Source organism: Pseudoalteromonas sp. BMB (assembly GCF_001709235.1).
GTDB lineage: Bacteria > Pseudomonadota > Gammaproteobacteria > Enterobacterales > Alteromonadaceae > Pseudoalteromonas > Pseudoalteromonas maricaloris.
In genome coordinates, this window is record NZ_MBQA01000202.1 from 19,472 (window position 1) to 39,805 (window position 20,334).

15 protein-coding genes and 4 tRNA genes are annotated in these 20,334 nt (G+C 44.1%); 5 read left to right on the forward strand and 14 right to left on the reverse strand.

What is annotated here, in order from left to right:
* Nucleotides 1-76 precede the first annotated feature (76 nt).
* The 11 genes from BB427_RS20360 to BB427_RS20410 all read right to left on the reverse strand — a co-directional run bounded on the left by BB427_RS20360 (nt 77) and on the right by BB427_RS20410 (nt 9,576).
* Nucleotides 77-775 carry an electron transport complex subunit E gene (locus BB427_RS20360; protein WP_010370368.1) on the reverse strand — a complete coding sequence of 233 codons (699 nt, stop codon included), beginning with the start codon at nt 773-775 and terminating at the stop codon, nt 77-79.
* Complete coding sequence (gene rsxG / locus BB427_RS20365) at nt 772-1,407, reverse strand: electron transport complex subunit RsxG (RefSeq protein WP_069022909.1); 636 nt, start codon at nt 1,405-1,407, stop codon at nt 772-774. Before rsxG ends, BB427_RS20360 begins: the two co-directional genes overlap by 4 nt.
* Nucleotides 1,404-2,465 carry an electron transport complex subunit RsxD gene (gene rsxD / locus BB427_RS20370; protein ID WP_069022911.1) on the reverse strand — a complete coding sequence of 354 codons (1,062 nt, stop codon included), beginning with the start codon at nt 2,463-2,465 and terminating at the stop codon, nt 1,404-1,406. The genes rsxG and rsxD overlap by 4 nt, the downstream gene beginning before the upstream one ends.
* Nucleotides 2,462-5,290: an electron transport complex subunit RsxC gene (gene rsxC, locus BB427_RS20375; RefSeq protein ID WP_069022912.1), complete on the reverse strand. Its 2,829-nt coding sequence runs from the start codon at nt 5,288-5,290 to the stop codon at nt 2,462-2,464. The genes rsxD and rsxC overlap by 4 nt, the downstream gene beginning before the upstream one ends.
* A 9-nt stretch (nt 5,291-5,299) precedes the next feature.
* On the reverse strand, nt 5,300-5,854 hold the full coding sequence (rsxB, locus tag BB427_RS20380; RefSeq protein ID WP_010370380.1) for an electron transport complex subunit RsxB: 555 nt from the start codon (nt 5,852-5,854) through the stop codon (nt 5,300-5,302).
* 2 nt (nt 5,855-5,856) lie between these two features.
* Nucleotides 5,857-6,438 (reverse strand): electron transport complex subunit RsxA, encoded by a 582-nt coding sequence (gene rsxA, locus BB427_RS20385; protein ID WP_010370383.1) that lies wholly within the window; start codon nt 6,436-6,438, stop codon nt 5,857-5,859.
* Nucleotides 6,439-7,036: 598 nt separating this feature from the next.
* Complete coding sequence (locus BB427_RS20390; protein ID WP_010370387.1) at nt 7,037-8,980, reverse strand: EAL domain-containing protein; 1,944 nt, start codon at nt 8,978-8,980, stop codon at nt 7,037-7,039.
* Nucleotides 8,981-9,167: 187 nt separating this feature from the next.
* Nucleotides 9,168-9,244: transfer RNA gene (locus BB427_RS20395), tRNA-Asn, on the reverse strand.
* Between the two features lie 48 nt (nt 9,245-9,292).
* Nucleotides 9,293-9,369 (reverse strand) — tRNA-Asn (locus BB427_RS20400).
* Between the two features lie 34 nt (nt 9,370-9,403).
* Nucleotides 9,404-9,480: transfer RNA gene (locus tag BB427_RS20405), tRNA-Asn, on the reverse strand.
* 19 nt (nt 9,481-9,499) lie between these two features.
* Nucleotides 9,500-9,576: transfer RNA gene (locus BB427_RS20410), tRNA-Asn, on the reverse strand.
* A 1,261-nt stretch (nt 9,577-10,837) separates the two neighbouring features.
* Here BB427_RS20410 and BB427_RS20415 point away from each other — a divergent pair.
* Together BB427_RS20415 and uvrB are read left to right on the forward strand one after the other, a co-directional pair.
* Nucleotides 10,838-12,214: an MATE family efflux transporter gene (locus BB427_RS20415; RefSeq protein WP_045965927.1), complete on the forward strand. Its 1,377-nt coding sequence runs from the start codon at nt 10,838-10,840 to the stop codon at nt 12,212-12,214.
* The gene (gene uvrB, locus BB427_RS20420; protein ID WP_069022914.1) at nt 12,214-14,217 is read left to right on the forward strand and encodes an excinuclease ABC subunit UvrB; all 2,004 of its coding nucleotides are present in this window, start codon (nt 12,214-12,216) and stop codon (nt 14,215-14,217) included. Before BB427_RS20415 ends, uvrB begins: the two co-directional genes overlap by 1 nt.
* Before the next feature lie 64 nt (nt 14,218-14,281).
* Here the strand turns inward: uvrB and BB427_RS20425 are convergent, their stop codons facing one another.
* Together BB427_RS20425 and BB427_RS20430 are read right to left on the reverse strand one after the other, a co-directional pair.
* Nucleotides 14,282-14,875, reverse strand: a complete 594-nt coding sequence (locus BB427_RS20425; RefSeq protein WP_069022915.1) for a porin family protein — start codon at nt 14,873-14,875, stop codon at nt 14,282-14,284.
* 333 nt (nt 14,876-15,208) lie between these two features.
* Nucleotides 15,209-15,580 (reverse strand): hypothetical protein, encoded by a 372-nt coding sequence (locus BB427_RS20430; protein WP_069022917.1) that lies wholly within the window; start codon nt 15,578-15,580, stop codon nt 15,209-15,211.
* 262 nt (nt 15,581-15,842) lie between these two features.
* Between BB427_RS20430 and BB427_RS20435 the strand changes: the two genes are divergently transcribed.
* Both BB427_RS20435 and BB427_RS20440 read left to right on the forward strand, forming a co-directional pair.
* Nucleotides 15,843-16,361: a winged helix-turn-helix domain-containing protein gene (locus BB427_RS20435; protein ID WP_069022919.1), complete on the forward strand. Its 519-nt coding sequence runs from the start codon at nt 15,843-15,845 to the stop codon at nt 16,359-16,361.
* Between the two features lie 29 nt (nt 16,362-16,390).
* The gene (locus BB427_RS20440) at nt 16,391-17,119 is read left to right on the forward strand and encodes an SIR2 family NAD-dependent protein deacylase (RefSeq protein WP_039491926.1); all 729 of its coding nucleotides are present in this window, start codon (nt 16,391-16,393) and stop codon (nt 17,117-17,119) included.
* 18 nt (nt 17,120-17,137) lie between these two features.
* Here the strand turns inward: BB427_RS20440 and BB427_RS20445 are convergent, their stop codons facing one another.
* A complete protein-coding gene (locus BB427_RS20445; protein WP_069022921.1) occupies nt 17,138-17,797 on the reverse strand; it encodes a hypothetical protein in 660 nt (219 codons plus the stop codon).
* A gap of 101 nt (nt 17,798-17,898) precedes the next feature.
* Between BB427_RS20445 and BB427_RS20450 the strand changes: the two genes are divergently transcribed.
* Nucleotides 17,899-20,055 carry a tetratricopeptide repeat protein gene (locus BB427_RS20450; protein ID WP_069022922.1) on the forward strand — a complete coding sequence of 719 codons (2,157 nt, stop codon included), beginning with the start codon at nt 17,899-17,901 and terminating at the stop codon, nt 20,053-20,055.
* Nucleotides 20,056-20,334 lie beyond the last annotated feature (279 nt).

Here is a 20,334-nt window from a genome sequence, read left to right on the forward strand (position 1 = left end):
GACGGTAGCATGCAGTTACTTTCATTAAGCAGCGATAGTGACGGTATCGCTGCAAATTGGCATTATTATTACCGCATTAGTTTAAGTTAGTGACCCGTGCTCTAGGACCTTTTACTTCTTCGGCTGTTGGCGCTGCTTTGGCTTTGAGCTGAGCGTCGATAATGTTTTTAGCGGCAATCAAAAAACCAAGGCCCAAAAAGGCGCCTGGTGGCAGGATTGCAACTAAAAATTGATGATCGAATGAGAAGATCTCAATACGCAATACACTTGCCCAGTTGCCAAGGAGTAGCTCGGCACCATCAAATAGTGTTCCTTGACCAATCAATTCGCGCATTGCACCCAGTACAAATAGCACCAGTGCAAAACCCAGTCCCATCATTAAACCATCCCAAACCGATAACAGCGGACTATTCTTCGAAGCGAATGCCTCGGCACGACCAATAATGGCGCAGTTGGTCACGATCAACGGAATAAATATACCAAGGGATTGATACAGACCAAAGGTATAAGCGTTCATGAGTAGTTGAATAACCGTAACAAAGGCGGCGATGATCATCACAAAAACAGGAATACGAATGTCTTTTGGCACCCAGTTTCTCACCACCGATACGGTAAAGTTAGAACCAACCAGTACCAGTAATGTGGCAATACCAAGCCCTAACGCATTGGTTACCGTTGAAGTCACCGCAAGGAGCGGACATAGGCCCAAAAGCTGTACCAGTGCTGGGTTATTTTGCCATGTACCTTCTTGAAAGAGCGATTTTAACTGACTCATTGCGACACCTCGCAAGTATTAGGCGCGTTAAATAGCGCATCAAAATGAGTTTTGGCAAACCATGCGGCCTGATTTACCGAGGTTACCACAGCGCGTGGGGTAATGGTTGCACCGGTAAATGAATCAAATTGACCGCCGTCTTTTTTCACATTCATTTTAGGGTCTGCTTCCCCTTCAACTTGAACACCGTTGAAAGTCGTTACCCAAGCCGACTTTGCCAGCTCTACCTTATCACCAAGGCCTGGGGTTTCTTCATGGCGCGTTATACGCACACCTGAGATCAGACCTTGTCTATCGACAGCGGTTAAGACATCAATATTGCCACTGTAGCCTTTCGGGGTGATATGTCTCACTAAAAGAGCTGAGGGTTCACCATTGAGTCTGGCTCTGTAAATTGTGTGCGGGCCGCCTGGGCCAAGTTCTAAGGCGTTGCTGGTGGTGCAATCCAAATACAAAGTATTGTCGTACTTATCTGCTGCAATAACCTGAGAAAGTAGTTGCATCAGGTGCTGCTGCTCTTGGCTGGCAATTTTATCTTTGGTGAGGTCATTAATCAGTGCGACCGCTCCTGTTGTTGCCAGTGCAAATGCCGCGAGGATGAGGCCATTTTTCTGCATCGATTGAATTATCATGATTTGGCTCCATGACCATAAGTACGAGGCTGAGTGTAATGATCGATAAGTGGTACTGCCATATTCATGATCACAACTGCAAATGCAACGGCGTCTGGGTAGCCACCAAATTGACGAATAACATAGACAGTAAAGCCGATTGCCGTGCCGTAAATCAGGCGACCTAAGTTAGTGGTGGAGGCCGACACCGGATCCGTGGCAATAAAGAAGGCACCAAGCATAGCGCCGCCACTTAACAAGTGGAATAGGGTGCCGGGCTCTGACTCAGGAGCAATGATATAGCCAATCGCACTAGCAAGGCCAAGACTGGCAATAAAGGCTACAGGAATATGCCAGTTGATCACTTTGGCTTTTAGCAGATAAAGACCACCTAGCAAAAAGGCGAGGTTAACATATTGCCAACCAAGTCCTGCAAGCGCTCCAAAACCCTGCTTACTCATCGCCTCATTAACGGTTAAGCCTTGTGAGACAGCGGTTTTTACCGAGTCTAATGGCGTTGCACCAGTCGCACCGTCAATCACCCCTGCACGCCATACGTCAAGTGTAACACCTTGGCTGGTGGACTCGGTAAAGATAATTGCGAGTTGGTCGACAAAGCTTAGCGACTCTAGCGTGAGCGCTTGAATAGGTGACCACGAAGTCATTTGTACAGGGAAGGAGATCAGCAACAATACATAGGCCGCCATGGCCGGGTTGAAAAGATTAAAGCCTAGGCCTCCGTATAGCTGTTTTACAATAGCGATGGCAAAAAATGCACCAATGACGGTTATCCACCAAGGGGCTAGCGGCGGAATACTGATGGCCAGCAGCACAGCGGTGAGCCAAGCACTGCCGTCGCTGAGGCTGGGCCATATCGCTCGACCTCTTAGCTTTAGCACTAGCGCTTCAGCAAGGCTTGCGGTAATAAGCGCCAAAGCCAACTGGATCAATACACCAAAACCAAAATAGTAGGTTTGGACTAAGATCCCGGGAATACAGGCTGCCATGACGGTCATCATGATTTTGTTGACCGACTTATGGCTATGATTGTGCGGGGATGAGGCCATGGTTAGTTTCATGACGGTTCATTTCCTTCTTGTTCTTTCGCTTGCTTCTTCGCTTTTGCTCTCGCAATTGCGGCTTTAACGGCGGCTTTTTTACGTGCTTCAGGGCTAAGTGCTTGTTGCTGCTCAGATGCGCCCTCAGCACCTTGCTCTGTACCGCTGGAGTCTGTTTCTGATCCCGCCTTTGGCTCATTTGCTTCTTTGTCTTGCTCACTCACGCTTTCGCCAGCTTCTTGTGCCTCTTTAGCGGCTTTTTTGGCCTTAGCTCTGGCAATTGCGGCGGCAACGGCAGCTTTGCGTGGATCTTCCTCGGCGCTTGCCGTTGGAGCGGCTTCTGCTTGTTCGCTCACGCTTGCGCCAGCTTCTTCAGCCTCTTTAGCAGCTTTCTTGGCCTTAGCTCTGGCAATTGCGGCAGCAACGGCGGCTTTGCGTGGATCTTCCTCAGCGCTTTCCGTTGGAGCGGCTTCTGCTTGCTCGACTGTGCTCTCGCCAGCTTCTTCTGCCTCTTTAGCAGTTTTCTTGGCCTTAGCTCTGGCAATTGCGGCGGCAACGGCAGCTTTACGTGGATCTTCGTCAGCACTTTCCGTTGAGGCGGCTTCTGCTTGTTCGCTCACGCTTGCGCCAGCTTCTTCAGCCTTTTTGGCAGCTTTCTTAGCCTTAGCTCTGGCAATTGCGGCGGCAACGGCGGCTTTGCGTGGATCTTCCTCGGCGCTTTCCGTTGGAGTGGCTTCTGCTTGCTCGACTGTGCTCTCGCCTGCTTCTTCCGCCTCTTTAGCAGCTTTCTTGGCTTTAGCCCTGGCGATTGCGGCAGCAACGGCGGCTTTGCGTGGATCTTCCTCGGCGCTTTCCGTTGGAGCGGCTTCTGCTTGCTCGACTGTGCTATTGCCTGCTTCTTCAGCCTTTTTAGCAGCTTTCTTGGCCTTAGCTCTGGCAATTGCGGCAGCAACGGCAGCCTTTTTATCGCTTGGCGCTGCATTGGCTTCAGGCTCAGCTGTGTCTTCTGCGGCTGCTTTTTTGGCTTTAGCCCGGGCGATTGCAGCAGCTACGGCTGCCTTTTTATCATCTGCTGCGGCTGGCTCAGATTCAGGCGCAGTTTGGGCCGCGGCTTTTTTCGCCTTGGCGCGAGCAATGGCGGCGGCTACTGCATCTTTTTTATCTGTGCTTTCAGGCTGGTCAGTTTTTTCTTCTTTATATTTACGCGCTTGCGCTTTGCGTTTTGCACGCTCTTCAGCAATAGCGCTGTTATCTGGCTCTAATTCGCCGTTCTCACCTCGTTTGGCTTTGGCGCGTGCAATCGCAGCTTGGACCGCGGATTTATCTGACTGCTTATCTTTAACGCGTGAGAGTGCTTCTTGCACTTTTTCTTTATCTGCGGCTTTTGGTGCAGCGCCCGCCGAACGGCGTTTATGTTTATTTTGGCGTTCTTCTTGTTCGCGCTCTAAGCGCTCTTTTCTTGCCTCAAAACGCTCTTTAGCACGCTCTGCTTTAACTTGTTCGAGCTTTTGTTCGCGAATATCGGCTTTGGCTACACGATAGTATTGCACCAAGGGGATTTCGCTCGGGCAAACATAAGAGCACGCACCGCATTCGATACAGTCAAAGAGGTTGTAGTCCTCTAACTTTTGGTACTCTTTGCCTTTAGCAAACCATTGTAACTGCTGTGGTAATAAGCTTTGAGGGCAGGCATCTGCACAGGCACTACAGCGAATACATGCCTTTTCATCACCCGGGATCGCAAGTTCTTGGTTGTCTGGCGCGAGTATACAGTTGGTGGTTTTGACTACAGGGATCCTAACCGATGGCAAAGTAAAGCCCATCATTGGACCACCCATGACGACACGCTGCGCCTCTACCGGCAAAAAGCCTTGTGAGTCTAGCAGGTGCTTTATTTCAGTGCCGAGTAAAGCCCACACGTTGCTTGGCTGACCAATGGTATTACCGGTCACGGTAACTACACGCTCAATAAGGGGTTTACCCTCAAAAATGGCTTGCCAAATTGCGAACAGTGTTCCAACGTTCTGCACCAGTACGCCGATATCCGCTGGTATTCCAGCACTTGGTACTTCTTTGGAAGTTAATAGCTTGACCAGCTGCTTTTCACCACCAGAAGGGTATTTGGTTGGCACACTACGGACTAAGATATCCTGATTATGCTGAGCTGCTGCGGTGATCGCCGCAATGGCTTCAGGTTTATTATCTTCAATGCCAAATAACACTTTTTGTGGCTTCAATATACTTTGTAGCACTTCGACGCCTGCGATGATTTCTTTGGCGTGCTCACGCATCAAACGATCATCGGCTGTAATATATGGTTCGCACTCAATGCCATTGACGACTAAAAACTCAATGGGCTTTGGGCTGTCTGCTTTGACATAGGTTGGGAATCCCGCACCGCCCATACCGGCAATACCAGCTTGGTGGATAATATCGATAAGCTGTTTGTTATCAAGCGTGCTAATGTCGCTAATTGGGTTCAGTGGTGTCCACTTATCTTCACCGTCTGGGCGCAAAATAATACTGAGCTCTGGTAGCGCGGATGGATGCGCCGACGGCATCGGCTTTATCGCTTCAATGGTGCCAGATGTGGGAGCGTGGATGGGCAGCGACCAGTTCGTGCCGGGAGCCGTCAATGCTTGCCCTTTAAGCACGTGCTCGCCAGAGTTAACTAACAGGCTACCATTGGCACCAATGTGCTGCTTTAGTGGCAGGATTAGTTTATCAGGCAAAGGTAAACGAGCAATCGGTTGCTGGTTGGATAATGTCTTTTGCTCTGGTGGATGGATGCCACCTGGGAACTGCCACAGTTTTCCGCTTTCTATTTGTTCAAGTAATGTTTCCACTTAAACCTCTTAATCAATCTGTGTCACAGGAATGGCGTCTAGCTGCCACTTCCACGTTTGCTTGGTCTGTGCAACCGGGATCATATCAATACAATCGACCGGGCAGGGCTCGACACACAGATCGCAGCCTGTGCACTCGTCGATGAGCACGGTGTGCATTTGTCTGGTTGCACCAACAATGGCATCAACGGGGCAAGCTTGAATGCATTTGGTACAGCCAATACATTCGTCTTCACGAATGTAAGCCACCTTCTTGACCGGCTCTGCGTCTTCTCCGCCAGCTAGTGGCTTTGCTTCTACGCCCATTAAGTCCGCCAGTTTTTTCACTGTTGCTTCACCGCCGGGAGGGCATTTATTTACGTCATCGCCATTCGCAATCGCTTCAGCGTAGGGTCGACAGCCGGGATAGCCACACTGGCCGCATTGAGTTTGTGGCAGAATGGCGTCTATCTGTTCAACAATTGGGTTGCTTTCAACTCGGTATTTCACTGCGGCATAGCCAAGCACAATACCAAAAATAAGCGCCAGCGCACCCAGCGCAAGTAATGCGTAAAGTAATGTCATATCTAAAACTTAACCAATCCAGAAAAGCCCATAAACGCAAGCGACATAAGTCCTGCGGTGATCATTGCTATCGATGCACCTTTAAACGGTGTCGGCACGTCAGCGACGGCTAAACGCTCACGCAAAGCGGCAAATAGCACCAAAACCATAGAAAAGCCAACCGCAGCGCCAAAACCATAGACTGCAGACTCTAAAAAGGTGTGGTCTTTTTTGATATTAAGTAGTGCGACGCCTAGTACAGCGCAGTTGGTGGTGATCAAAGGTAAGAAAATCCCCAGTAACCGATACAAGGTTGGACTGGTTTTACGCACCACCATTTCCGTAAATTGTACCACTACCGCGATAACCAAAATAAAGCTCATCGTTCTTAAAAAAGTGAGGTCGAGAGGCAATAAAATATACTGATTGACCAAGTAGCTGGTGACTGAGGCTAGCGTAAGAACAAAGGTGGTCGCTAACGACATTCCCACTGCGGTATCCAATTTTCCAGATACCCCCATGAATGGACATAAGCCCAAAAATTGGACTAAAACGAAGTTATTCACCAGCACTGTGCCAATGAGCAACAAAATGTATTCGGTCATTCCTGCCTCTATAACTTATTCACTTTATGCGGGTTTTCCCGTCAAATCGAGGTGATAGTTAACTGTATTAAAGAACTTACTAGGTGCAAGTTTTGACTGGATTTAATTCTGCTAAAAATACTTTTTAGTAGAATTAAACCGATAGCACCGTTCCGCTTTGAATTTTTTAAGTGAAAACATGTGCCTTGCTATCATTTAAGCTAGCCTCTCAAATAGTGTGAGGCTGTAGCTTGTCATGTAATGCTGACAGTTTTCATTCAGTTATTAGCAAGTAATCCAAATTCAGAGTTTGCTTATCAGGCTAAATATATGAGCTTTTAGCAATAAAATCATGGTGATAGAGTGATGTTTATTGCTAGATCTTGGATTACCGCTAGCGCCGAAATAATCTTCAAGCTTATCTTTGTGAACTTCTTAGATCACATGGATAAATTTGAATGATAATTCCTGCCAATAGTAACACAGATTGTAACTGGTGTGGCAAATGATAGTGTACGAAAGTCAGCGCAATGGCTGCGGGAAAGGGAAGGGCAAACCAGTTGCCCTTGGCACTTTCGTTGAACTTGGATAAGGGGAGAATTATCCAAGCTCAGGTTTCCTAAATTTCTTTTGGTTTTTCGATGTAATAGCCTTGTACACCGTCCAAACAGAGCGTCTCGACTATATGTTTCTCTTCTTGGCTCTCGATACCTTCGGCAAATACATTGACACCGATGCGGTGCGCAAGGTCTACCATTAAACGCATAAAATATTGATTATTCTTGTCTTCTTCAAGACCACGAGTATAGCTTGCATCCATTTTGATATAGTCAGGCTTTAAGTCTCTAAAGAACTTAAACGACGTCAAACCCACGCCAAAACGCTCAACGGTGATACGAGCGCCGGCACGATGAACCATATCAATAAAGCGCTTACTGGCTTTAATATTTTGCTGTAAGCCAAACTCGCTAACTTCAAATACCAGTTTAGAGGCTAAATTGGTTTCTTTTAACAAACGGCGTTCTAACCAGATCACAAATTGATCATTATGAGCACTCGATGCGGTAACGTTGATCCCAAAATACTTTTCATTAAAGTTACGCGTTTTGATAAGTTCTAGCGAGGTGTCGATGATCAGCTGATCAATCTCGATGGCCATTTCTAGCTTTTCCGCCATGGCAAGGAAGGACGCTGTTGGTAGCATTTGTCCTTCTTCGGTTTTGAAGCGGGATTGGATCTCTGCATAGGCCTTAGAGTTTTTACCAATTGGCATGATATTTTGCATCATCAAGCTAACACGCTTGCTGTTGATCACATCGCGGATCACGCGACGCCAGTTTTGATTGCCAAATCCAGCACTGACATTATTCACTAAGTCAGACTCACGTTGAATATGCCAAGCATTGGCTTGTTTGCTTTGCGCCATGCTCATCGCATTATCGACGACCGAGAGTAGTTCTCCAAGTGGTTTACCGTTCTCATAAGGCACGATCCCAGTGTTTGCAACCGATGATAGTTCTTGGTTTTGCTGGAACTGAGTAAAGCGGGCTTGCAGTGTTTCACCAAACTCTTCCGCTTCCTTACTTGGCACATTGGGTAATATCACTGCAAAATCCGAGCTATTTAAACGGAACACCTGGCTGCCAGCATAAGTGCCGGTGACGTGCTTGATGATATCCGATACTGACTTAATGTATTCATCGCCTTTTTGATAGCCGCGGGTTTGGTTAATGACCTGCAATTCAGAACAGCGGATCATCGCCAGTGAGCCAAATGCCTTTTTGGCAGACGACTCGATATATTGCTCGTAGTACTCAACAAACATATTACGGTTGCCAAGATCGGTGACCACATCTTTATACGCTTCTTGCTTGATAGAGTGGGCGGCATTTTTGATGTCTTCTTGCTTTGACTTTAAAAAGCTGGCTAAGCGTTTAAAAGAGGGGATTAAATCTTGGCCGAGTTCTGCAACTTTGCCATCGTTAAAGTCAAATTCAATATTGTCGGTAACTTGATTTTGAGTGATATATGAATCTACCGCATTGGCCACTGTCATACTAACGTTGCGATTCAGCTTTTTATACACGCCTTGCATAAAGAAAACAGGAATAAAGGCAACTAACGCTGAAATAATGATAAGTAGCAGTAGGGCTTGTTGTAGTAATTGTGCCTGACTTTGTGCATTGATCAAGAATTCGATTTTGATGTCTTTGCTATCGTTAACAGCAAATTGGGGGCGAATAGCATTGATATTTGATTCTATGAGTTCGGCGATAAAGGGGAGGTTGCTCGGTGTATTGACTTGCAAAACGGTTTGACCGTCAAAGTCTCGTACAATAAAAGTTGAGAAAACATCTCCGCTATTTAAAGCTTGGCGGATATGTTCAGGAGTAACTTCAGTGAGTTTCTTATCCTTTATATACTCTGTCACCATGGTGTGGGCACTTTGTTGTGCCTTGTTGATTGCAGAGTCAAAACTTGTTGCGAAAAAAAAGCTACCAATCAAAGAAAATAATAGCCAAGAGGTGACTTGGAGTACGATAAGTTTTTTAAAACCAGCCATAGTACGCTTCTTAAAGAGGGTTATTCCATAGTATCGGGTGCATTGCCAATTTCTTTATCAAATTCATCGGTTTGATTTTTGTCTGGTCGATAAATTACAGAGAAGGTTGTTATTTGAGCAAATGCAGTGAGAATATTGCTTGTAGAGTAGTGTAAATACTGGAAAAAGTCTAATGCTTTCGTGGAATTGGCTCCCCCTCCCCGACTCGAACGGGGGACCTGCGGATTAACAGTCCGTCGCTCTAACCAACTGAGCTAAGGGGGAACAATTTTGAACTTTGAGAATGCTCTTTTTGAGCAATATCTTATTGATTGGCTCCCCCTCCCCGACTCGAACGGGGGACCTGCGGATTAACAGTCCGTCGCTCTAACCAACTGAGCTAAGGGGGAACTACAATAAGGTTTTGACTTTCCGATAAAGGAGTGGCTCCCCCTCCCCGACTCGAACGGGGGACCTGCGGATTAACAGTCCGTCGCTCTAACCAACTGAGCTAAGGGGGAATAGTCAAGTGTGAGAATTTGGCTCCCCCTCCCCGACTCGAACGGGGGACCTGCGGATTAACAGTCCGTCGCTCTAACCAACTGAGCTAAGGGGGAAGCGTATCTCTCAACGGGGCGAAATATTAATGACGACATTGCAAGGTGTCAACCACTAAAATCACAGAAACGTAAAAAACTCTACTAAGCGATGAATTAATGCGCTATTTGTTGGCTTTTTAGCTAGTTTTGAATTCTTGATATAGGGCCTGTTGACCTTTGCTGTTTGATTTTGGTTCCCCTGAGTGGGTTTTGATCGCGGCGCTCGACTTGCCGCCTAGTAATCTAAGCAAAAGTTGAGCAATACGTAATTTATCCATCGTTCATATAATGACTCTTAGTGAGTTTTGATTTCAATATGCCTACATGATGAAGATCTGCAAAATATGAAAGATAGGGCTGTTGTATAAAATACCTAAATCATCGTGTAGGGATGTCGAATAAAATTAACATATACAGTATTTACTGTTTATCTATACAGTGCTATATTCTGCTTAATGTATTTTTTGAACGTTTTGTTTGAATTATATCCCTAACTGCTCATTTTATGATGTTTTCTTGAGATCTTTAAATCATTGCAATTATCACGTGAATGAGATCAATGAGCATAAATAGTGTGGTATTGATAATCTCTATTTAAACGCGGCGTGACAAACAGTAAGTAGTTACTATCATTAAAGCGATAATCAATGATTTAATAAAAAGTTGAATTAAAACAGTTGGGTATGTGTTCCTTGTTATTTTTAGTCGTTAGATGCTTTTTACTTCCAGAAGCAAGGTTAGTCTAGAGATCTAAATTGATCCAGTTGTTGTTTTAAGAATGATCACACTAAACACGCTATTGATCAAAATTACTCCAAGCTGAAAACCTTTATTCTATTGGCTTGGAGCGACTTATCCACGGAATCTGTGGATAACATTGTTTATTATTATTTGAGAAGTATTGCAAGACTATGAAATTAGGGCGCTGCAGCCGTTTCAAGTAAAATTCGATAAATATTTAATTTCAATAATATCAATGGTTTATATTTGGTTGATTATTTTTGTTTATTTGTTGTTCAGTGTGAAGCTTTTATGAACTTTTTACCATTTGGGCTGTGCAAAAAACATGCTACTTTGCAAGCTGGATTGTAACTTTTTTGTCAAAACATACTGAATCGTTATTTTCAACACTAAACCTTAATCCTGTAGCGTAATACAAGCTTTTTATAGGTAACTGTTGCTAATTTAGACTTTATAACGACTCTTAACGTTTACCGCATAGCGTCAACATCTTGAATAGCATACAATGAGCCGCTTAAAGTATCAGAAATAGGTTGTTATGACTCAAGCTAAGTCAAATTCCAATGGCAACGATATCCTTTTTGGTGATATTGGGGCGACTTTAAAGCGAATGACGATCCCCATGATATTCGGGATGATCACGCTGATGATGTTTAATCTCGTTGATACTTTCTTTATTAGTATGCTTGGCACCGAGCCGCTCGCAGCAATCAGCTTCACCTTTCCTGTTACCTTTACTGTAATTAGCTTAGCCATCGGGTTAGGTATTGGCACATCCGCCGTTATCGCGAAGGCCTTGGGTAGCAATTTGCTCGATGAAGCCAAATTTGATGCCGCAGTAGCTATTATTATCTCTGCGATATTCGTTTCATTACTGTCTATTCTTGGTTTCATTTTTGTCGATGAGATCTTTATTCTCCTCGGTGCTGGTGAAGCGGTTATGCCATTTATCCACGACTATATGTCGGTGTGGTTCATTGGTTCGATTTTATTGATAACGCCGATGATTGGTAATTCAGTGCTGCGTGCCAGTGGTGATACCAAAACGCCAAGTTTAGTCATGGGACTCGGGGGATTAGTAAATGCGGTGCTGGACCCGATATTAATCTTCGGATTTGGGCCAATTGATGCAATGGGTGTAAAAGGGGCTGCAGTGGCCAGTGTGTTATCTTGGAGTCTTGGGGTAACTATTATTTTATATTTGCTGATAGTTAAAAAACGTCTTATCTCACTGTCTGCAAAATACACCAGCTTCACAAATGCGGCAAAAAAAATTCTCACCATCGGCCTGCCTGCAGCTGGCGCAAATATGCTGACGCCGTTGGCAATGGCGGTAATGACCGCACTTATTGCCAGTTATGGACCAGAAGCTGTGGCCGCATTTGGCGTTGGGAGCCGTATCGAGTCTATCGCAAGTCTCGTGGTTTTGGCGCTTTCTATGACTTTGCCTCCTTTTGTAAGTCAGAACTTTGGTGCAAAACAATACCAGCGTGTGTCTGATGCCTATACCCAAACACTTAAATTTGTGCTTGGTTTTCAATTTGCTGTCTACTTATTACTGGTATTGAGCGCTTACTACATCAGTCATACTTTTGGTAATGAGCCTGCTGTTGTTGAAACCATACAGCTATTTATTTATATCATGCCGCTTGGATACGGTCTTCAAGGTGTGATCATATTAACTAATTCATCATTTAATGCGTTGCATAAACCGATGAATGCGCTCATTCTAAGTGTGATCCGACTGTTCATATTTTATGTACCTATTGCTTATATAGGCTCACAGTTGGCTGGGTTGCCAGGGCTATTTGCAGGCGCTGCTTTGGGGAATTTATTTACCGCAGCCATTGCTTACAATTGGTTTAAGAAAGTCATTAATGAAATTGCAGCAAGCGAGGTTCAAAAGGAGGCGTAATGGAAGATAAGTTTCAGCTAGTTTCTGAGTTTCAGCCAAACGGTGATCAACCAACAGCGATTGCTCAGCTGTGCGATGGTTTAGAATCAGGCCTTGCACATCAAACCTTGCTGGGGGCTACAGGGACGGGTAAAACCTTTACCATGGCCAACATCATTAATAACCTTAACCGCCCAACGATTATTATGGCGCATAACAAAACGCTGGCGGCGCAATTGTATGGCGAAATGAAAGAGTTCTTTCCTCATAATGCGATTGAGTATTTCGTCTCTTATTATGACTATTATCAACCCGAAGCCTATGTCGTTGCCAGCGACACTTTTATTGAGAAAGACGCGTCTATCAACGATCACATAGAACAAATGCGTTTATCTGCGACCAAAGCGTTGCTTGAGCGCAGAGACACTATCATCGTCGCCTCTGTTTCAGCGATTTATGGCCTTGGTGATCCCGACTCTTACATGAAAATGATGCTGTTATTGAAAGTCGGTGAAACCATTGATCAGCGCGACATGTTAAGGCGCTTGGCAGAACTACAATACACGCGTAATGATATGGACTTTAGTCGTGGTACCTACCGAGTTCGCGGTGAAGTTATTGATATTTTTCCTGCGGAATCGGAAACCATTGCGGTACGGGTTGAGATGTTTGACGATGAAATAGAGCGGATCAGTTTATTTGATCCCTTGACTGGCGCCGTTGAAAAACACCTGGTTCGCGCGACTATTTATCCAAAAACTCACTATGTAACGCCAAGAGAAAAGATCCTTGATGCCATTGAGCGCATTAAGATGGAACTTAAAGATCGTCGTAATCAATTATTGGATAAAAATCGCTTAGTCGAAGAGCAGCGCATCGCTCAACGTACACAGTACGATATTGAAATGATGACCGAGCTTGGCTATTGCTCTGGTATTGAAAATTACAGTCGATATTTATCTGGACGTGCACCAGGTGAGCCTCCACCAACTTTGTTAGATTATTTGCCGGATGATGCGCTTATGATCATCGACGAGTCTCACGTTACCGTTTCGCAGGTGGGGGCAATGTACAAAGGCGATCGCAGTCGTAAAGAAAACTTAGTTGAATATGGTTTTAGATTACCGTCTGCGCTAGATAATAGGCCACTAAAGTTTGAAGAGTTCGAAGCGATTTCGCCGCAGACCATTTATGTTTCGGCGACACCCGGTGATTATGAATTGAATAAATCAGCGGGTGATGTTGCTGAGCAAGTGATCCGCCCAACAGGGCTATTAGATCCAGAAGTAGAAGTGCGTCCAGTTGCAACTCAAGTTGACGATTTGCTCTCTGAGATCTACAAACGGGTGGAAGTGAATGAGCGTGTGTTGGTTACTACGCTAACAAAACGCATGTCAGAAGATCTGACCGATTATCTTAACGATCATAACGTTAAGGTGCGTTACTTACACTCTGACATCGATACCGTTGAGCGTATGGAGATCATTCGAGACCTACGCAAAGGCGTTTTTGATGTACTAGTCGGCATCAACTTGTTACGAGAGGGCTTGGATATGCCTGAGGTTTCATTGGTTGCCATACTTGATGCAGATAAAGAAGGCTTCTTACGCTCGACTCGCTCTCTAATTCAGACAATTGGCCGGGCGGCACGTCACTTACATGGTAAAGCTATTTTATATGGTGATAGGGTGACCAACTCGATGCGCCAAGCTATAGATGAAACGCAAAGACGTAGAGAAAAGCAAGAGGCGTATAATGAGGCTAACGGCATTACACCAACGGCGCTCAATAAGAAGATCACGGATGTAATGGATCTCGGTGAGGAAGTGGCTGATGACAAAGTGGTTGATATCGATGCCAAATTTAAACCAGGTATGCCTGCAATGGATGCGAAAGAAATTGCCAAAGAAATAGACCGACTTGAAGCACAAATGATGAAGTTTGCCAAAGAGCTTGAGTTTGAAAAAGCAGCTCAAGCGCGCGATCAAGTTCAGATCTTACAAAAGCGTTTGATTAAAGCCTAGAGGATTTAAAGAATAAAAAAGCATGTGTAGGCCACATGCTTTTTTATTGGTTGGGGAGGTCGCTTTAGAAGCGGTAGCTGACACCTAGAGATAGGCTCGATGTATCCAAGTCACCCATATCAAGGTACTTGTAGCCAAGGTTGACTGCCATACCGTTATCCCAGTCATATTGCCAACCGGCTTCAGCGACAAAGCCGATACCGTCGTCGGTAACTAATTTGCTGCGGCCACGAGTGATTTCGTAATCGTAGTAGTTCGCCCCTAATTTGCCGTAAAAGTAGCTGTTGTCGGAAATTTGATAGTAGCCTTTTGCCGCAACGACAAAGTTATCAAATTCTAAGTTATTAGCACCAAGGCCAAACAAGGTTTTGTTGTTTTGCGTACAGGTAAACTTGCGGTCATTTTCGTCTTCACACTTCCAATCATCTAAGTCTTCACCGCTGTTATAACCTAATTCAAGTGCCAAAATTGGTGTAAAGTGATAGTTGTAATACAGGTAGGCTTGGCCTACACCATCACCATCTTTACTTGAGCTTTTATAAGAAGCGCCACCGCCAGAGATGTCTAAACCAACGCGATGCGTCTCATTATTTTGTTCTGCAAAAGACGATAAACTTGTTGTGAGTAATGCAAGAGATAAGAGCGCTTTAATTTTCATAATCAATGTCCGTTGTGGTTAACTTGAGAACAGTATAAATAGCGGGGGTGTCAAGGTCTGTTGGGGGGCTGTCATAAAGTGTAAGAAGGCGTCGAATTTGGTTCTTATTATTTTACAAATATAAATAACCTGAGCTGCGGATAATTAATGTCTTTCTAGCAGCCAGTTTTAGCGCCTTGCCTACAGGATGTAGGTACCTCAGCGAGAGCAGGACGCGGAAGCGGTGTTTTCCCTAAAACTTGCTGGCTAGACAAGGAAAAAACTAAGTTGTGCTTTAGCAACAATGAGTTGGAACATTTCTTATCCAAACCTCAGGTTAAATAGTTGCACTTGCTAAGTGCTTTTAGCTGTCTTAGGTTTTGCAATGAACGTTTGGTATTTTAGTATGGTCGTCAATGTCAAAATCGCAGCAATAAGCCCACTCCATATGTGATGCATGATCAAATGACTTGCAATGAACATTGGCACGTCTTGCCAACCATCAATTAACAAAAGTTTACTCACTAGTAGCGAGTAACCGAGCTGGTGCGCGAAGAGAACAAACTTAAAGGATTTAATAAATTTGCTTTTTGCATTGACTGGCAGGGCTGGGAGGTTGAGGCGTAACGCGACGATAAAGGCTACCGAGAGCACAATACTGACTACTCCTAACCCGAGTAATGAGGTTTTTATCAACACCATGGAGTAGATAAAAGCAAGTAACATGAGCCTGCCTAACAATTACGGAAAACGCAGTTTATATACGCTTAGGTTTTGAGTCTATTCGAATTATTCTAAGGATTAGGTAGTGATTTTCTGAGTGATCGCTCTATACTAAAAGCCGATTTTATCAATAGTTTGTAAACCGATGTAACATTGCCCTATATTTTCGCGGCATGTTTCGCTATAAATGCAATGTTATGTCGTAGTAAATTCGAATAAAACAATAATTATTATAGTAATTAAGACCAAGTTGGGAACTAGGGAAATGAAATTCGCTTTTAAGGATTTTTTGTTTGATAGCAAAGAGCTAAAGCTTTATAAAGACGACAGAAAGCTAAATTTAAAACAAAAACCTGCTCAGATATTGGAGCTATTTTTATCCGCTCCTCAAACTATCCACAGTAAAGAAGACATCTTAGAGAAAGTATGGCCAGATCGAAAAGTCACAGATCAGGTCGTATTTCAAAATATTGGCCATTTACGAGCTTTGTTCGGCGATGATGCCATCAAAACCTTTTCACGAAAAGGATATCAATGGCAGATCCCTTGTACGGCTTTTGAAGGGACCGCGGAAGCTCAGGCTTCATCGCAGGCTTCACCTCAAACAGCGACCAATGAGTCGACCAAAGTGGGTGTACAACCGGAGGAGGACGAGGCTGTAGTGACTGAATCGCCTTCTGAAGTGCTCGAAAGACCAGAATCTATTGGTCGCAAACTGCCTATGTTTGGGCTTGCGGGTGCACTTGTGTTGCTAGCCTTGGGTATCTACTTTACGTTATCGTGAGTCAAATTTACTTGAGTTGAGGTTGTGTCATGTTGCAAACGTTGTATATCACAGGTGCAGGGGTGAGTGCCGAAAGTGGTATTCCAACTTTTCGGGGAGAGGATGGCTTTTGGACGATAGGTTCGGCTAATTACACTCCTCAAGAAATGGCAACGCGCGCAATGTATAAATCGCAACCGGCAGAATTCTTAAAATGGTATTACCATCGTTTTGTGACTTATCGTAATCACGGCCCCAATCAAGTTCATCAATGGCTTAGTGATAAAAATGTGATCACGCAAAATATTGACGGTTTAGATGGTAAAGCGGGTAATAACCACTTTATTGCGATCCATGGACGTGTTGATCAGGTGACTCCCTTTCATACCCAAGGTGAGCCCACGGAGTGCTTTACTGCCCCTTGGGATGAGGTAGATGAAAGTCGATTAGCTGAGTCGTTGTTAGCACTTTTCAAGATTGCTCGACGCGGGCCTGAAAAAGGCGTGTCACTTAAGCCATATGTATTGTTATTCGACGAATACTACACCGATCTGTATCGTATTAGCGAAGCACAGTCACGAATGTATGCCGCGGATCGAATAGTTTTTATGGGCACTTCCTTTAGTGTCAATATCACTCAAATGGCCTTGGAAATAGCAAGGCACAAAGCAATTCCGATAGAAGTGGTTGACCCAAACCCTGCGCACTTACTTTACGAACAAGTCACCTATCACCGCATGACGGCAAGAGAATATATCGCCAGTTTGCCAACCTCTTAATTTAAAGCCTGAGGAAAGTTAGCCTGCATTGCTTTGATAGTAAGTGGCTAGCAGAAATTGTTTATATTCACTGAGCCGGTGTTGTTGTAGGAGGTGTGATTCAATCACTTTGGCGTTGTGGCTTTCCACTGCGCTTGTATGTCGCCTTTCGATTTCCATCAAGCCAAGTAAAGCGCTTAATTCTTGAATACTCAGTGGCGCAGTATGGCTATTAAAAGCTAAGTAGCATTCTAGAGGTGTTAACTTTTTTGCGTTTCTTTGACTCAGTGCATTTTGAAGTAGCTCTTTGCTTTCAAAGTGCAATAAGGTTCTAAGATAATTTAGACCGTTATCTTTCGCAGGCATTTGCGATAAAAGAATATGTAGTATGTTATTTCCTTGCGGGTTAAGGTTATTGATTTGCTCAGCTTGGATCAAAGGTGTGGAGAAAAAGGCAAACTTCTCTAAAGAGTTAATCGCAGCTATCATCGCTTCTGGAAAGCATGCTGCTTGTAAGCAAATACTCGCTATATCTTGATAGTGGCCATAGAGTGTAGTGTTACTCTGCGCACTTTGAAAAAGAAACTTGAGGACTTCAATCTGCTCGTCTTTGGGAGCGTGTGCGTACACGGTTTTTATTTTTTCTATATCCGCGCTTTTTAACGCTAGCAAAAACTGAGTTAGACTATTATTCGACATACATAGAACCACAATTTATTATTTAATGCTCACGCAATATGATAGCCTATTCGCCTGCTGTTTTGCTCAATTTATAACGATAATAACAAAGAGACGATTACGTGTTGCACTTTAAGATAATACTGCTTACTTGTTGCCTACTATTAAGCCCCCTAGTTTATGCCAATGAGCGTTTATACGATGCTTTTATTAAAGAAATTCAGCAACAAGAAACACGTGATAGCGCACTTCAAAAAGTCGACCAAGTATTAGAGTCGGGCTTAACGCCGGAAGAAATTGCAGACGTTCACCATAAGACCACGGTTGCATTAAAAAACGGTTTCCAGCTCGAAGAGGCATATAAATGGGCGGAGCGCTTTAAACAGGTATTACTCTCGCATCATTTACCCGAATATGAAGCTAAATACTCTTTAACGTATGGTGACCTCATGCTCAAAGAGGGGAGATTTAGCGACGCGATTAGTTATTTAAACCTAGCCGTATCTCAGCTATCTGCGCTTGATATGCATCGATTGTTAAGCCACGCCTATCGCTTTCGGGCTGCTGCTTACAAAAGCAATGGCAGTTATAAAGACTCGATAGAGAGTTATGAACTCTCAATTGAAGTGGCAAAGAAGTATGAACTCCCAGATTTGCAAGTGTCTGCGATCACTCAGTTAGCAGATGTTTACTCGGATCTTTCATTACCGGACAAGGCACTTGAATTACTGCAGCAATCGATAGCTGTACTAAAAAGCCAAAAACAGGAAAATACGGTTTTACTTGGACAAGTTTACTATAACCTAGGTGGTGCACATCAAGTGATTGGCGACCATGAAAAGTCGCTTGAAGCCTATCAAACCGCATATGACTATGACATTAAAGCGGGCAATATCGTTTATTCAGCTTACACGTTGATCCGCATTGGTCGTGAACAAATGAAACTCAGCCAATATGACAATGCACAAGCGTCATTTGAAAAAGCATTTACGATTTTTGAGGAGAATGAGCACACCAGAAATCAGGGCTGGGCGCTGAGCAATTTGGCTGAAGTTAAATTAAAAGCAAATGAAAAAGCTAAGGCTAAAGAGTATGTTGAACAGGCGTTAGAGTTAATTGATCCGGTACAAAGTAAAGTGCTTTATCAAGAGACGATGACTACCTATGCGCAAATTGTTTTACCTGAACGAGCTGATTTTTTTATTCAAAGTATGGAGCAAATTATTGCTCAAGATGAGGTTTATCTTGGCCTCAAGGAAACCGCATTACGAGTGTTAAAGGACGCCTATAGCGCGAAAGGTGACTTTGAGTCTGCGCTTAATTATCACTTGCAATATGCGGAATCTAAGGTTTCTCAGCTTGAAAAAGAAGCCAGTCAAAAAGCCTTGGCTTATCAGATGGATACCGAGTACCAGAAAAATCAATATGAGCTACAAAGTCTAAAAACACAGCGTGATGTAGAACTGGCTGAACAGCGCGTAGAACAAATAGTAACGGCAGCAGTGGTGGGAGTTTTGGTCGTTCTACTGAGCGCGTTCTTATTACTTGCGAGAAACAAACGTCGGGCACTTGAACTCGAGAAGCAGCTTCTCAACAAAACTTTGGATTTAAAGCAGCAACTACTTGCAGATATTTCTCATGAATTAAGAACACCGCTTACCGTACTAAAGCTGCATATTGAATCTCTGGAACATAATTTGGTGGAAAATCCAAAGCAGAGCTACAAAGTGCTTAACCGCCGTCTCGATACTCTTAACACATTAATTAAAGATATCTATGAACTCGCGCAGGCAGATACTGGCAGCCTTAACTTGGCGTTAGAGCGTGTCAATGCCAAACAAGCGTTTATTGGTCTTGTTGAAGATATTGATGACTTTGTGACGGATGAAGGGCTTGAGTTTAATGCCAATATAGAATTACCAGATGAACTGGAAATCGATATTGATGTAACTAGATTTGCTCAGGTATTCAATAATTTGGCTCGTAATAGTGTGAATTATACCGACAAGCCAGGAGAAGTCTGCGTGGATATTAGCTACCAAAGCCAGCAAATCCAATGTGTTATTGAAGATTCAAGCCCAGGTGTGGGCGATGAAGCTTTAGGGAGATTGTTTGAACGTTTGTTCCGCTGTGATAAATCACGTAGCCGAGATCTTGGTGGCTCCGGCTTAGGTTTATCTATTTGTCAAAAACTGGTTGAATTGCATGGTGGCAGCATTGCCGTCGCGCATAGCGAATTAGGTGGGTTGAAAGTGAGTGTTATTATACCTTGTGAGTAATAACACAAACCTGCTTTTACATCGCGATATGGCATTAGATATCGCCGCGTAAAGCGGCTCCTACCAGACGTTATATATTGCATGTAGGAGCGATCTTACATCGCGATATGGTAAAAAATCGCCGCGTAAAGTGGCTCCTACCAGACGTTATATATTGTGTGTAGGTGCTATTTTACATAGCGATATGGTAAAAAATCGCAGCGTAAAGCGGCTCCCACCAGAGGTTACTTATTGCATGTAGGTGTTATTTTACATCGCGATATAGTAAAAAATCGCCGC

Excerpts from the sequence above, each read along its gene's own strand:
- BB427_RS20360 (WP_010370368.1), bottom strand. The coding sequence starts at position 775 with ATGAGTCAGTTAAAATCGCTCTTTCAAGAAGGTACATGGCAAAATAAC.
- rsxG (WP_069022909.1), bottom strand. The coding sequence starts at position 1,407 with ATGATAATTCAATCGATGCAGAAAAATGGCCTCATCCTCGCGGCATTT.
- rsxD (WP_069022911.1), bottom strand. The coding sequence starts at position 2,465 with ATGAAACTAACCATGGCCTCATCCCCGCACAATCATAGCCATAAGTCG.
- rsxB (WP_010370380.1), bottom strand. The coding sequence starts at position 5,854 with ATGACATTACTTTACGCATTACTTGCGCTGGGTGCGCTGGCGCTTATT.
- rsxA (WP_010370383.1), bottom strand. The coding sequence starts at position 6,438 with ATGACCGAATACATTTTGTTGCTCATTGGCACAGTGCTGGTGAATAAC.
- BB427_RS20390 (WP_010370387.1), bottom strand. The coding sequence starts at position 8,980 with ATGGCTGGTTTTAAAAAACTTATCGTACTCCAAGTCACCTCTTGGCTA.
- BB427_RS20415 (WP_045965927.1), top strand. The coding sequence starts at position 10,838 with ATGACTCAAGCTAAGTCAAATTCCAATGGCAACGATATCCTTTTTGGT.
- uvrB (WP_069022914.1), top strand. The coding sequence starts at position 12,214 with ATGGAAGATAAGTTTCAGCTAGTTTCTGAGTTTCAGCCAAACGGTGAT.
- BB427_RS20425 (WP_069022915.1), bottom strand. The coding sequence starts at position 14,875 with ATGAAAATTAAAGCGCTCTTATCTCTTGCATTACTCACAACAAGTTTA.
- BB427_RS20430 (WP_069022917.1), bottom strand. The coding sequence starts at position 15,580 with ATGTTACTTGCTTTTATCTACTCCATGGTGTTGATAAAAACCTCATTA.
- BB427_RS20435 (WP_069022919.1), top strand. The coding sequence starts at position 15,843 with ATGAAATTCGCTTTTAAGGATTTTTTGTTTGATAGCAAAGAGCTAAAG.
- BB427_RS20440 (WP_039491926.1), top strand. The coding sequence starts at position 16,391 with ATGTTGCAAACGTTGTATATCACAGGTGCAGGGGTGAGTGCCGAAAGT.
- BB427_RS20445 (WP_069022921.1), bottom strand. The coding sequence starts at position 17,797 with ATGTCGAATAATAGTCTAACTCAGTTTTTGCTAGCGTTAAAAAGCGCG.